At 37.8% G+C, this 13,687-nt stretch carries 15 protein-coding genes and 1 pseudogene; 7 read left to right on the forward strand and 9 right to left on the reverse strand.

Annotated elements, in window-relative coordinates; genetic code table 11:
- Positions 1 to 32: 32 nt before the first annotated feature.
- Together C9J41_RS10810 and C9J41_RS10815 are read right to left on the reverse strand one after the other, a co-directional pair.
- The gene (locus C9J41_RS10810; protein WP_107206881.1) at positions 33 to 1,526 is read right to left on the reverse strand and encodes a DEAD/DEAH box helicase; all 1,494 of its coding nucleotides are present in this window, start codon (positions 1,524 to 1,526) and stop codon (positions 33 to 35) included.
- Positions 1,527 to 1,673: 147 nt separating this feature from the next.
- Positions 1,674 to 1,880 (reverse strand): DUF2986 domain-containing protein, encoded by a 207-nt coding sequence (locus C9J41_RS10815; protein WP_039871979.1) that lies wholly within the window; start codon positions 1,878 to 1,880, stop codon positions 1,674 to 1,676.
- Between the two features lie 177 nt (positions 1,881 to 2,057).
- On the opposite strand from C9J41_RS10815, the gene C9J41_RS10820 reads away from it, so the two are divergent.
- Entirely contained in the window at positions 2,058 to 2,675 is a 618-nt protein-coding gene (locus C9J41_RS10820; RefSeq protein WP_107206880.1) for a DJ-1/PfpI family protein, read from the forward strand.
- Between the two features lie 4 nt (positions 2,676 to 2,679).
- On the opposite strand, the gene C9J41_RS10825 is transcribed toward C9J41_RS10820, so the two are convergent.
- The 5 genes and pseudogenes from C9J41_RS10825 to C9J41_RS10845 all read right to left on the reverse strand — a co-directional run bounded on the left by C9J41_RS10825 (position 2,680) and on the right by C9J41_RS10845 (position 7,066).
- Positions 2,680 to 3,027 carry a DUF1840 domain-containing protein gene (locus C9J41_RS10825; RefSeq protein ID WP_107206879.1) on the reverse strand — a complete coding sequence of 116 codons (348 nt, stop codon included), beginning with the start codon at positions 3,025 to 3,027 and terminating at the stop codon, positions 2,680 to 2,682.
- A 51-nt stretch (positions 3,028 to 3,078) separates the two neighbouring features.
- Positions 3,079 to 3,672 carry a rhomboid family intramembrane serine protease gene (locus C9J41_RS10830; RefSeq protein WP_107294549.1) on the reverse strand — a complete coding sequence of 198 codons (594 nt, stop codon included), beginning with the start codon at positions 3,670 to 3,672 and terminating at the stop codon, positions 3,079 to 3,081.
- Positions 3,673 to 3,891: 219 nt separating this feature from the next.
- Positions 3,892 to 5,370, reverse strand: coding sequence for an aerolysin family beta-barrel pore-forming toxin (locus C9J41_RS10835; protein WP_107247268.1), 1,479 nt, complete (start codon positions 5,368 to 5,370; stop codon positions 3,892 to 3,894).
- Positions 5,371 to 5,845: 475 nt separating this feature from the next.
- Positions 5,846 to 6,139, reverse strand: a pseudogene (locus tag C9J41_RS22035) (transcriptional regulator); the annotation flags it as partial.
- Between the two features lie 453 nt (positions 6,140 to 6,592).
- Positions 6,593 to 7,066, reverse strand: a complete 474-nt coding sequence (locus C9J41_RS10845) for a hypothetical protein (protein WP_107247267.1) — start codon at positions 7,064 to 7,066, stop codon at positions 6,593 to 6,595.
- A 278-nt stretch (positions 7,067 to 7,344) separates the two neighbouring features.
- Here C9J41_RS10845 and C9J41_RS10850 point away from each other — a divergent pair, with 278 nt between their 5' ends.
- The gene (locus C9J41_RS10850) at positions 7,345 to 7,533 is read left to right on the forward strand and encodes a hypothetical protein (protein WP_045082326.1); all 189 of its coding nucleotides are present in this window, start codon (positions 7,345 to 7,347) and stop codon (positions 7,531 to 7,533) included.
- Positions 7,534 to 7,628: 95 nt separating this feature from the next.
- On the opposite strand, the gene aroG is transcribed toward C9J41_RS10850, so the two are convergent.
- Positions 7,629 to 8,681 carry a 3-deoxy-7-phosphoheptulonate synthase AroG gene (gene aroG, locus C9J41_RS10855; RefSeq protein ID WP_107206874.1) on the reverse strand — a complete coding sequence of 351 codons (1,053 nt, stop codon included), beginning with the start codon at positions 8,679 to 8,681 and terminating at the stop codon, positions 7,629 to 7,631.
- A 451-nt stretch (positions 8,682 to 9,132) separates the two neighbouring features.
- On the opposite strand from aroG, the gene C9J41_RS10860 reads away from it, so the two are divergent.
- The 5 genes from C9J41_RS10860 (at position 9,133) to C9J41_RS10880 (ending at position 13,233) form a co-directional block, all read left to right on the forward strand.
- Positions 9,133 to 9,873 (forward strand): amino acid ABC transporter ATP-binding protein, encoded by a 741-nt coding sequence (locus C9J41_RS10860; protein ID WP_369917496.1) that lies wholly within the window; start codon positions 9,133 to 9,135, stop codon positions 9,871 to 9,873.
- A 7-nt stretch (positions 9,874 to 9,880) separates the two neighbouring features.
- Positions 9,881 to 10,699, forward strand: coding sequence for an amino acid ABC transporter permease (locus tag C9J41_RS10865; RefSeq protein WP_107206872.1), 819 nt, complete (start codon positions 9,881 to 9,883; stop codon positions 10,697 to 10,699).
- A gap of 29 nt (positions 10,700 to 10,728) precedes the next feature.
- On the forward strand, positions 10,729 to 11,541 hold the full coding sequence (locus tag C9J41_RS10870; protein ID WP_107206871.1) for a transporter substrate-binding domain-containing protein: 813 nt from the start codon (positions 10,729 to 10,731) through the stop codon (positions 11,539 to 11,541).
- A 4-nt stretch (positions 11,542 to 11,545) separates the two neighbouring features.
- Complete coding sequence (locus C9J41_RS10875) at positions 11,546 to 12,481, forward strand: amino acid ABC transporter permease (protein ID WP_107206870.1); 936 nt, start codon at positions 11,546 to 11,548, stop codon at positions 12,479 to 12,481.
- Positions 12,482 to 12,900: 419 nt separating this feature from the next.
- Positions 12,901 to 13,233: an SMR family transporter gene (locus tag C9J41_RS10880; RefSeq protein ID WP_199187113.1), complete on the forward strand. Its 333-nt coding sequence runs from the start codon at positions 12,901 to 12,903 to the stop codon at positions 13,231 to 13,233.
- 73 nt (positions 13,234 to 13,306) lie between these two features.
- On the opposite strand, the gene C9J41_RS10885 is transcribed toward C9J41_RS10880, so the two are convergent.
- Positions 13,307 to 13,612 carry a GNAT family N-acetyltransferase gene (locus tag C9J41_RS10885; protein WP_199190656.1) on the reverse strand — a complete coding sequence of 102 codons (306 nt, stop codon included), beginning with the start codon at positions 13,610 to 13,612 and terminating at the stop codon, positions 13,307 to 13,309.
- Positions 13,613 to 13,687: the final 75 nt, after the last annotated feature.

Raw genomic sequence — 13,687 nt, forward strand, 5'->3', positions numbered from 1 at the left:
TCAGTCGTTTTTATTTAACGTGTTAAACGTTATTACGCTGTCGCTTTTGGTGCACGACTACGCTGTGGAGAGCGACGACGACCATCTGATTTAGGCTTTTCATCGTTGAAACGACGACGAGGCTTATCACCATTTGATTGTGGTTTCGCATCTGTGTTGCGTGGCTTACGTGCAGGTCTTGCACCTTGCTCTGAACGCTTCTCGTTGTTTGTAGCATCAGTAGACTGACCCTGTGGACGACGAGAGGCAGGTTTACGCTTTGCGCCACCGTTATTATTGTTTGCGCTACGCTTTTCACCTGTCGCTGCACCTTCACGCGCCACAAACGTTTTCTGCTTTTTAGGCTTCTTCGGTTTAATTGGGCGTGTATCTAGCTTAGCTTGTGGTAATGCGTTAGTTGGCTGAAAACCTTCAATAATTTCACGATCAAACACTTGCTGTGTTAAACGCTCAATTGCAGCAAGATCTTTTGCTTCTTCTGCCGACACTAATGAAATCGCTTCACCAACACAACCGGCACGACCAGTACGACCAATACGGTGTACATAGTCTTCTGCTACGTGTGGTAAATCAAAGTTCACAACTTGTGGTAGTTGTTCAATATCTAGGCCACGAGCTGCAATATCTGTCGCAACGAGTACGCGAATATTACCAGACTTAAAGTTAGCAAGTGCCTTAGTACGCGCACCTTGGCTCTTATTACCATGGATAGCGGCCGCAGAAATTCCACGACTTTCTAAATGGGTAGCAAGCTTATTAGCACCGTGCTTTGTTTTAGTGAAAACAAGCACTTGTTTCCAATTACGCTCATTAAGTAGCTTAGTTAATAAGTTAGGTTTTTTCTTTTGATCAACAGGGCAAATCCACTGCTTCACGGTACGCGCTGTTTGGTTACGCGGGTTAACATCAATCTCTACAGGATTATTCACTAAGCCTTTTGCAAGCTCACGAATTTCATCAGAAAACGTTGCTGAAAATAGTAAGTTTTGACGCTCTTTTGGTAGCAACGCTAAAATTTTACGGATATCACGGATAAAGCCCATATCTAGCATACGGTCAGCTTCATCAAGAACCAAAATTTCAACATCACGGAATTTCACAGCATTCTGGCTATGAAGATCCATTAAACGCCCAGGTGTTGCCACCAATACGTCAGCACCTTTACGCATACGCAGCATTTGTGGGTTTACTTTAACGCCACCAAAAACAACTGCAGAGCTTAAACGTAAGTTTTTACCGTAAGTCGCAACACTCTCCCCTACTTGAGCAGCTAGCTCACGTGTTGGGGTTAATACAAGTGCGCGTACGTGATTTGAACGAGCAGGTCGACCATTCGCTAAACGTTCTAGCAAAGGTAAGGTAAAGCCTGCTGTTTTGCCTGTACCAGTTTGGGCCGCCGCCATTACATCTTTACCCGAAAGGATAGCTGGGATCGCTTGCTCTTGGATCGGTGATGGTTTTTCGTAGCCTTGCTTTGCAACAGCTTCAAGAATTGGGGCAGATAGGCCTAAAGAGGCAAAACTCATAGCATCTCTCTTTTATATAAAACGCCAATTTGGCGATAGTAGTGGCTAATTTAAGCCAGCTATTGAACAAACGTGCTGTTCAATGAGAATAAAACAGGGAAGGTAATGCTTACCTTCCCTGTTGAAAATTTACTGATAAATACGTAGTTATGAAACCGTTGTTTCTGTACTCATAGTTTCAGTTTCTGATGGTGAAATGGTTTCTTCGGCAGACACTTGTTGTGCTGCTTCAGCGTCTAACTTGGCACGTTCCGCTTTAGAGATGTAGCGAGGCTTATTACTTTTATGCAACTTAGCATTCGCCTTTTTCATTCTCTTTTTAAGCGTTTCGTTAATTTTCTTTTTTCTATTCATAATCGCGCCAGCTGATATTTTCATCATTTTTAAACAAGGCGCTGATTGTAATGGTTCAGCGCTGAATAACAAGCTTTATCCATCAACAGGCCTCGAAAACCATCTCAATATCGGACAAATGGTTTCAAAATCTTAGCTATGCTAATCGTTAAAAGGCATATAAAAGGTTTTATAACAATGAAAAAGCCACAAACAGTCACGCTATTTTTGTTTGATAATTTTCAACTGCTTGATGCTTTTGGACCGTTACAAATGTTCGGCTTGTTACCGGACCTTTATCACGCTCAAACAATCTCTGTTGATGGAAAAACAATCTTAAGCCAACAACATATATCGATTACACCGCAACTCAATTTTAATGATACGTTCGGCTCTGATATTTTGCTCATTCCCGGTGGCAGTGGGATTAAATCGGTAATTAACAATCCCACGGTGTTGTTTTGGTTGAAACGCATTGCGCCTAAACAAAAATTAATCTGCTCTGTTTGCACAGGCTCAGCATTATTAGCAAATGCGGGATTACTCAACTATTGCCAAGCAACAACAAATAAAAAGCAATTTCATTGGGTTAAAAAGCTTGGACATCATGTAGATTGGCAATCGTCAGCCCGATGGGTGCGAGACAGCAATATCTTTACTGCCTCAGGCTGTTCGTCAGGTTTAGACATGGCATTAGCGGTTATTGCCTACCAATTTGGTGACAATGTTGCACGAAAAGTCGCTGTTGAAGCAGAATATTTGTGGCAAAACGATCCTGACGATGATCCTTTTGCTCCGCTACATATTGTTAAATAGTTTCCTATTCCCACATAACATAACTTTTTTCATTTACTGCTGATTCTAATAAGGTAATCAACGGCATAGCACGTACTGATAAAGAAATTTCTGGCTCAAATTCAGCGTCATCTAAATCGGCATCAAGCGGGTTTGGCTCTATTGCGGGATCAGCAGTAATGCCACTCTGCTTATTCTCTTGTTTAGCTTTATTAATACCATCTTTTAGGTTTGTTAGCGCTTGTGCGATATCTTCTTCTCGAATAGCACCAGGGACTGTTTCGCAAAACCCCATCATATGAATCAATTGCTGTGCGATATCACCAAACATTGTAATATCGTTACTTCCTTTACTATGAAATGTAATTAACATAATTCACCTATCCTTTTCTTATTCATATAGCTATTAGACCATTATATTCTGTTAGGGTTTCTGATCGTAATGGCAATTTAATTTTCCATGGTCTTTTTTGCCAAGAAAGTAACCAATAAAGCCACCAGCGATAGCACCAAATAAATGGCTTTCAAAGCTCACCAAATAATTAAATGGGAAGACACCCCAAATCATCGAGCTAAAATAAACCAGCACTAAAAATGTAATAATTAATGACATGATACTTCTTAAGACTAAACCATAGATAAGCAAGTAGCCCCAAATGCCATAAATGATCCCACTTAATCCGACATGGTAACTGATACGTCCAAACAACCAGACACTGATACTGCCAAATAACCAGCACAACAAAATGACATTAATTAACCGAGCAACACCATTAATCCCCACCCCAAGAGCCAATAGTGTAAAAGAAGTAAGATTAAAAATTAAATGAGACCAACTGCCGTGGATAAAAGGATAAAACGCAATGTTGCTAAGATGGCTAACGTGGCGAGGTAATAAACCGTAGCTATTTAATGCGCCATTAAAACTATGATTGATAATAAAAGCAACAAACGAAATCCCCCAAAAGAATAGAATGACAAAAAAGACATCTCGCCACTTCTTTTTAAAGTCAGACATAAAAATACACCACGGATTATAAAACATTCATGTAACGTAACATTATCCCTACTATTATAGCTAACTATCTTATGTCTGATTGATAGTCTAAAAACAATACATCTCCCCATACAGACACTTAAAGCATGAAATGGGTAATAAACAGATTATTTTTAACAACGATAAAGCCCGCAACACGTAGTTACGGGCAAACAGTGAATACCGCTTTATACGATGACGTTAATTTACTGCATGTACGCTCAATTCTGCATTAGTAAAACCTAATGAATTAAGTTCATCAGCATCAAAATTCGATGCTACCTCTACATTACCAGCACGTTGAGTCGTAACATTATCTTTTAATGATAGAGAACTTTTGTCTATAGGCTGCGCTTTACCAATATCCATAGTGCCAGCATATTGAGACTCGGCAGAAAAATCACCAGAGACAAAAGAATGGAAAGGACGCAAACTCATACCAAGGGCAGATTGAATATTGCCCAGTCCGATTTCATTTATCGCCCAGCTCCAATCCCACCACTGTACTTCATTTGGAATATATCGATGTTCCCATTGATAAGGAATATTCGCGGGCTTATCACTGCCACGTCCCACGGTAAACGTATAACTTCTATATGGTCGTTTTTCTGGATGTGTATGCCACGCATTACCTCCCCAGCGTAGAAATCCATTGAAATTGACGTCGTAACTTATATCTGCATTAAACTGGTAAGGGTAAGCAATAGATGAGAGATATAAATCGACGCGGACCGGTATAATTGAGTGAGGTGGCACCGTTGGTTGTGCTTCTAACGAAACTTGCTCACTGGTTGATTCGCCTTTAGATTGTGAAAAGTTTTTATTTGCCTCAATGCTAATATTTAGCCTTGTCGTTCCGACGAGTGGCCAATTGAAAGCATCTTCAGTTGTTACTCTTGCAGAAAACCCGTAATTATCAGTTTTTGACCACGTTGTTGATTCATCCAACTTTAAGCTAACGGAAATTTTCTGATCTTGATCACTGTCGTTTCTCGCTAACGCGGTAATGGTTTTTACTAGTTTTTTGTCCGACTCAGTGACATCACCATGCCAGAAACTGTCATCATCTAAACGATAGGCAAAATTATTTACTGTGATTTTAGTCTTTTCATCACACCGATAACCGGTACACGTTCCAATATCATTTCCTTGGATAACCCAGTCATCACCGATATGTTGAATGTTCATATCTTCGCCAGCGTATTGAGCATGATTGCCACCAACCCATGCATAACCCAGATAATCAGCAAGTTGGCTTAAAGGCCGAATAAAATTATCTTGGTCATGTAATAGTGCATATTGAACATCGATTTCATCACCTTCTGGTAGCTCAAGTGCAGTGTAGTTAGGGATTTCTGTGTGGTTTTCATCAGGATAACAAAAAGTGTTGGGAGGGCTAGTTCCTGCGGGTTGTTGTTTTATCAAACCTTTGTAACCCGGTCCCATAACGACCCATAGACCTTTTAGCGAGACGATTTGCCAGTCATCCATAAAAGGAAGAAGAGATTTTACATGCTCCCCAGCTTCATAATGGTCAAGAGGATGGTAGCCTGCTCGGCAAATATTTGAACCTAAGTGATCCAGTACAATTTGTTCAGGGTACACCTTCTGTGCATATACACGACTTGTTAAGGTTGGAAGGACAGTAGCTAACAATATACTTATGTAGATACTTCGCATGAACAATCCTCATATATATTAATTTGATGATGCACTCAAAGTAGAGCTATGCCAGTTTTCCATATTAATAAATTTAGTAAAAATGAAATTACTTGAAATTTTATGACTATAATTTTCAACATGTTATAAGTGACTTGTAATTTGATAAATCAGTCTTTTTTAAAAAACTTTATCGTAATAAACTGAATTTTGATTAAGATAATTTTTTAACGTTTAATTCCAAAATTTTGTAATTAGGATAATCGTTTAATAAACTTACCCTTGGTTTATTTATCAACGCATTCATTTCAAGATCTGTATTAATGCTATGACCTTTATTGATTGTTACAAGTAGTGTGGAAATTAAAATGACAAATAAAAGAAAAGAGCAAACTAAAGGCCGATATCTCTTTCCATGATTGCTTTGCCGTGTATAGTCAGTTGAGAAATCCTTATTTTTTTCGCTTTTCTCTATCAATATTTTAGCATTAAGCACTTCATCAAATAACACGCCTTCAATTAAACGGTATCCAACTTTAGGTACTGTCACTATGGGTGATTCCTTAATACCTAACTTTATCAGTGAAAGTCTAATTTTGCTGATACTTTTCGCTAATGATGTCTCTCCAATACATTCACTGCCCCAGGCAAATTTAATAATATCTTTCTTTGGGACAACATTTGGAGAGTGTTTAAGCAAGAGATAAAGAATCTGTGAATCTCGATATCCTATTTTTAATATTTTTTTACGATTAGAAAGCGTATTTTTTATAGGGTTATATAATACTATGTTACTCCCCCGTAACTTTATCAATAAAGAGAAGATAGATGTATATTTTATAATTGATAATTAGCATATATAAATAGAGCTGAGTGTGATCCAGCTTAAACTTTATCTATCTCATTAATTTAAAGAAAGCAAAGGCATTACTAGAAATTCAGCATTTATATATTTGTAAGGGAAGATTTATAATTAGATATAATTGTTAATAAAGATGAACAGTAATGGGCAGTTAACAAGAATTAATGCCACTTCATAATATATAGCCTTTAGATAAAATAGAGCTTATAGAAGCTATCTATTATTTAATCTAAAACAACAAACATAGTGTTCTTCCATTTATTTCTCATCGAGCCATCTCTTTAATTAGCTGTAGAGTCTACAGCTAATTTTTAATGCTTTCCTAATATCTGAAAATACACCGTAGATGCATTCAACGTTATAAAGCACATCATTCAGAGATTAATAACCAAAAGCAGTCGCGACCTGTAACCAATTCTGTTGTGTTCGCTGATCGTGTTCTACTGAAGGTAAAAACTCAAGAACATGGATTATTGATGCGTTTCCGCCTGAACGACAATCCATACTATGCTGGTTTAATTCTGTATGAAACAACGGCATATTGTTTTGTGTGTCCACACACCAATTGCCTACAAGTTTACCGCTGTGCTGTAAACAGTAGCTTGTTACTAGGTCTTGAAATTGTCGTTGATGATTATCGTTAGAATCACAAACGATATTTTCATAATTCGCATAGCCCAATACTGGATGATAAACCGTAATTCCCTGTTGCTGTGTTTGTGATGATTCGTAACTATCAACCGTTTCAATAAAACTTGTTGTTGACTCTAATGGTTTTGAAACGATTTCAGCTTGTATCATCAGTGGACCAAATAAAAATACACCGTACAGAACGCTTAATATCAAACTCTTCATACACACCGACCTATCGCTTATTGGCATACATAGTTTCAATCAATAACTACCCTATCACTTTATATTGTTATAGCAGATATATTTATAAACGTTTAAATTTAAAGATATTTTCCATTTTTAGATAGCGAAAACATTGTCAATAAATCTGTACATCACAAAAGCCGCTATAATTACAACATCCCTTTCAGTCATATTTATTGCCAATAAGACAACTAGGTCGTATCAATTATGATACAATGTTCATATTGATATCACATATATTTGTTTGGAGTCGATATATGGAAGATAAAACACTCATTGCAGATACTCATGGCATTCTTGAAGCCTTCATCGAAAATGGATTACATCGTACATACCCTATTTATTGTCAATTCCCTCATTGTGAAAGCTTGATAGAAAAGCACCAATACGATGAAAGCTATGATATTGAATTTAATGATGGTTATCGCCATTACAATGAGAAATGATTTTAATTCTGGCTTTTATAAATCTAGATTGGGTATAAAAAAGATATAAAAAAACCGATGTGTAGAAACATCGGTTTTTATTAATATACATGTTGTTACGCTTGGCGGCGCTTTTGTACATCTGACGCTAATTGACGAAGTACTTTTTCAGTATCTTCCCAACCAATACAGGCATCTGTAATACTTTGACCGTAAGTCGGTTCAACACCATCAACAATATCCTGACGACCTTCAACAAGGTGACTTTCAATCATCACACCAAAGATAGATTTGTTACCACTCGCAATTTGCTCACCAACATCTTGTGATACTAGCGGCTGACGATCAAATTTTTTCAAGCTATTTGCATGACTAAAATCGATCATCACTTTAGAACGGTGACCAGCACCTTCAAGTTGATCTGTCACTGCTTTAACGTGCTCAGCACTATAATTTGGCTCTTTACCACCACGAAGGATAATATGGCAATCTTCATTGCCTGCCGTTGATACAATCGCAGAGTGACCGTATTTAGTCACAGATAAAAAGTGGTGAGGCGCACTTGCCGAACCTATCGCATCTGTTGCAATTTTGATATTGCCATCTGTGCCGTTTTTAAAACCTACTGGGCATGACAAACCTGACGCAAGTTCACGGTGAACCTGAGATTCTGTTGTACGCGCACCAATTGCTCCCCAACTGATCAAATCTCCCATGTACTGAGGTGTGATCATGTCAAGGAATTCGCCTGCTGTTGGGAGGCCTAATTCAGCTAAATCAAGAAGTAGTTTACGACCAATGCGTAAGCCATCATTTAATTGGAAGCTGTTATCCATGTAAGGGTCATTAATCAACCCTTTCCAACCTACAGTTGTACGCGGTTTTTCAAAATAAACGCGCATAACAATTTCTAAATCAGCGTTAAGCTCATCACGTAGTGTTTTTAGCTTTTTACCGTACTCTATTGCTGCATCAGTATCATGTATAGAACAAGGTCCAACAATCACAAGAAGACGGTCATCTTCGTCATTTAAGATATTATGAATGGCATTTCGAGCTTGATATACTGTTTCTGAAGCTGTTTCTGAAGCTGAAAATTTTTCCAGTATTGCAACTGGTGGTAATAGTTCTTTGATCTCGCTAATGCGGACATCATCTGTTTTATGCATGCTTATACTTCCCGTATCGCTACACTACGTCTATGTCGGTCAATCGATGTAGTGTACTTATCTCCAAATAGTCATTTCTTAACTTATCGCCTTAACCCCTTTTGTGCAATGGGTTATGGCTGTAAAGTCGACATTTTTTAACCATTTCACTTCATTAATCGTAATAATACGTATTATGTGCCATAACAAAATAATTACACCCACCCTAATTACCTCACAAAGCAAATACTTTTATGATATAGATCGCTATTAAGTTGATAAATAAATGGGTAATAATCACTCACATAGACACAGATTATTTATTTAAATGATGACTTCTAAAAATTAAAAGTTCATTGTTATATAGTATTGAAATGATTAATTATTTTTAATAGGTACAAGCTATTACATCAATACATTGGTATTTATCATGTATTGTGAAAAGCTACTAATTTATGAGTCGAGGTACGTCTTGTTGGCTAAAGACGAAATAATAGCATTCCAGCATGTGAACAAATGGTATGGCGATTTCCATGCATTAAAAGACATCAACCTAACCATTCATAAAGGTGAACGGTTGGTCATTTGTGGCCCTTCCGGTTCAGGAAAATCTACGCTTATCCGCTGTATTAATGGGCTTGAGCAATATGATTCAGGCGAAATTAGAGTAAGAAATCACTTATTAGATCCTAACAACCTAAAAGCCGTTCGTGGCAAAGTTGGTATGGTCTTTCAGCACTTTAATCTTTTTCCTCATATGACGGTATTAGATAATTTAACCCTTGCTCCCCGACGCACATTGGGTATGTCAAAAACAGATGCTGAAGCGTTAGCGAATCAATATCTAGAACGTGTGCATATCGGCCATCAGGCGAATAAATACCCAGGGCAATTATCAGGAGGGCAACAACAGCGTGTAGCGATTGCTCGTTCTCTTTGTATGAAGCCTGATATTCTTTTGTTTGATGAACCCACTTCCGCGCTAGATCCTGAAATGATCCATGAAGTACTTGATGTCATGAAAGAATTAGCAGATGAAGGCATTACAATGGTATGCGTAACCCATGAGATGGGGTTTGCTCGCAAAGTAGCAGATCGGGTTGTATTTATGGATGAAGGTGAAATTGTTGAAATTGCACCGCCCGCAATTTTATTCGATCAGCCACAAAGCCTACGTACTCAGGCGTTTCTTAAAAAAATTCTAAGTTACTGAGGTAAATATGATAGCGAAACCTCAGTCACCTTCAACAATAGTAAGAATACTGAAACCAGTACTCAGTGGTTTACTGCAAATTTCCGTCATTACTTTCGCCATTATATGGTTACTCAATAGTGGTGCTGATGCAATGAACTACAACTGGCAATGGTACCGTATTCCTCAATATTTGTTTTTTAAAGAAGACGGAGAATGGTTTTCTGCAGAGCTTATTGATGGCCTACTTGTCACCCTCAAAATTTCAGCCATTAGCCTGATTTTTACAATCATATTTGGCTTGGTAACCGCACTGTTACGCGTATCTCATTCTATTATCGGTCGTGGTCTTGCACGGGGGTATATTGAACTCATTCGTAACACACCGCTACTCGTACAAATTTATCTACTGTACTTTGTTTTTGGTCCGGTATTAGGGTTAGAACGGTTTACAACAGCAGTGCTGGCATTATCTTTATTTCAAGGAGCATACACTGCAGAAATCTTCCGCTCTGGCTTAATCAATATACCTAAAGGTCAATTTGAAGCAGCTGAAAGCCTTGGGTTAAGTAAAATAGATAGTTATCGCTATATTATTTTGCCGCAAATGTTACGTCGAGTTTTACCACCATTAACCAATGAGGCCGTTTCTTTGGTTAAAAACTCTTCTATAGTCAGTATCATGGCTATATTTGATCTAACAACACAAGGACGGGATATTGTTGCTGATACCGCCATGCCATTTGAAGTTTGGTTTACTATTGCGGCAATGTATTTATGTATAACGTTAGTTTTATCTGCTTTTGCAACACTGCTAGAGTACAAACTTGCAACACCTAATCATTGATGATTTTTAACGATATGGAGAAAAATATAATGAAGCGTTTTTTGGCGGTTTTATTTACTGCACTCACTCTTTTTTTCACCACAAGCCATGCTTTTGCTGCTGATAAAAGTACCCTTGAACAAATTAAAGAACGAGGCACATTACGCGTAGGTTTATCAACATTTGTACCTTGGGCAATGCGTGATAAACAAGGTGAACTCATTGGCTTTGAAGTCGATGTCGCTAAACGTGTCGCTAAAGATGCGGGTGTAAAAGTAGAGTTTATACCTACAGCATGGGACGGTATTATCCCAGCCCTGCTAGCAGGTAAATTTGATGTTATCATTGGCGGAATGTCGATAACACCACAACGAAATCTGAGTGTTCTTTTTACAACACCCTACTCTCATTCAGGTGTTCAACTTGCCGCCAATAAAGAGTTAGCTGGCGATAAGCTCTCCATTGCTGATTACAATAAACGTAGCGTAACGCTAGCTGTGCGTCGCGGTGCTGTAACAGTACAAACGGCGAAGAAATATTTCCCGAAAGCGAAATTACGTCAATTCGATGATGAAGCACAAGCATTCCAAGAAGTTTTAAATGGCAATGCGCAAGCTGTATTAGCATCAACACCAAAACCAGAGCAAATGGCTCTGCAATACAAAGATAAGCTATTTCTACCATTTAAAGAGCGTCTAAGCCAAGGCTCTGAAGGTTTTGCTATCCGCCAAGGTGATTTCAACTTGTTAAACTTCTTTGATAACTGGATTTTACTTCGAACTCAAGATGGTTGGTTACAAGAGCGTTATAACTATTGGTTTACCACAGTTGATTGGCAGAACCAGGTAAAAGAAGGTCAATAAATTAATGTCTTCTTGCTCAACTGCAAAGAAAACACTCTCGCAGCCAGAAAAAATTCTGGCTGCTAAGTTTTCATTAAAAAAACTTAAACCACTTGATTACATTCTCTTAGTGATAATGAGCTGTTTCATCGGGTGGTTATATTATCGTTCATCTGTTGGCATTAATTACCACTGGCAATGGCATAAAGCCTTTGATTTGGTTTTTACCCCTGGCCAAAACGGAGAGCTTCCTTATTTCTTTCAAGGTATTATCAGTACTATTCGATTAAGTTTGTGGGGTATGCTGTTTGCTGCGGTATTCGGGCTGCTTTTAGCTTTAGGGCGTCGTTCTTCTTTTATCTTTTTCCGTCTGCCAGCTAATGCTTATATTCAATTAGTCAGAAATATCCCGCCACTGGTTTTTGTTTTCATTTTCTATTTCTTTATATCTAGCCAATTAGTTCCATTGCTAGGACTCGATAATCTATTTCGTAATTACCATGGTAACGAGAATCTTCTGCAAGATATCCTCTTTGGTAATAGTCAGTTATGGGAAAACCTTTTTTCTGGCATTCTATGCGTTGGCTTAATAGCTGCTGCTTATATCGCTGAAGTCATTCGCTCTGGGCTTGATGCAATAGATAAAGGACAATGGGAAGCAACCAGCTCTCTTGGGCTTTCTCGTCTTGATGGTTTCCGCTTTGTTATTTTCCCGCAAGCAATCGCAGGCATAGTACCAGCACTGGCTGGTCAATTTATCTCAATAGTGAAAGATTCATCAATTATTTCATTGATCTCTATACAGGAGATAACCTTCGTCGGCAGTGAAATGGCGAACTCATCGGGGTTAATCTTTGAAATTTGGTTACTTGTTGGCGCTGTCTACTTAATTTTATGCCTATCTTTATCTCTTTTATTCACCCAATTAGAGAAACGTAGCTTACGTCATCTTCAGCGTTAGATATGACAAATAAGCCCTGAATACATATTGAATGAATATATCATTGTATTCAGGCTTATTTGACTCACAACTTCATCTATTAAGATCAATGTAATATCAGCATTTACTTGTATATGCTCTTGTTTGTTTAATGCCAATTTTTGTCGCTATTTCGGATAACGAATAATTAAAAAATAATGATAAATACAATCTTCTAACTACAGAATTCTTACGAAATATAAGCATACCTTTAAGCTGTCGTGCTGTTTCGTATTCATTTGTTGTTTTATATCAATAGTAAAACCTCGTTAGTAATTATTATTACTAGATGGTAATAATGATTTGTATAAATATCACTTGGTGAAACGTATTCTTTGACACTAAAATGCGCATCTCTTTTTTAATGATAGATAATCGTAATGTTTAAACTATTAACTTCTATGCCACCTTTTTTAGCTTTATCTATTGCCATTGTGTTTGAAGTGATCGCAACATCTTTCATTCCTAAAGCCGAGCAATTTACTAAACTCGTTCCAAGTGCGGTTGTACTTGTCGGTTACGCTGTCGCTTTTTTTCTCTTATCTGTCACCGTTAAAACCATGCCTGTTGGTATTGTTTATGCGATTTGGAGTGGCGCTGGTATTGTCCTCGTTGCAACGATTAGCTTTTTTATTTATGGGCAGCGCTTAGATTTACCCGCAATTGTAGGTATTGGTTTTATTATTGTTGGTGTTTTAATTGTTAACCTATTGTCGAAAACCGTCGGCCATTAATAAATCACTTCAATAAAAAAGGCAGTAATCATTGCGTATGATTACTGCCTTTTTACTTATCCACTTTATCGAATCATACAGTGTATGTTCGTAGCCTCGCCATATGGTATACATTGGCATACTCGCCATTACGAAACGCAAAGTTTTTCGCCTCGCCTTCAATTTCAAAACCATGTTTTTGATAAAGCTTCATTGCAGCAATGTTGTCTGTATACACTTCTAACTCGATACGTTGAACATTGAGCCATTTATCTGCCAACATCAATGCCGACTGTAACAATTGCCCACCAACACCTCTACCTTGAAATGTCTCTTTCACCCCCATACCAAAGCTCGCAACGTGCCTGCGCCTTGGGTTATCACAAACCGACAGTCCAATTTCAGTTCTCTTGAATCAAATTTCTTATCATTAGTTATAAAATCATAATAGATTCATTGCTTTAACTAAAATTTT

Source organism: Photobacterium sp. GB-50 (assembly GCF_003026755.1).
Classification (GTDB): domain Bacteria; phylum Pseudomonadota; class Gammaproteobacteria; order Enterobacterales; family Vibrionaceae; genus Photobacterium.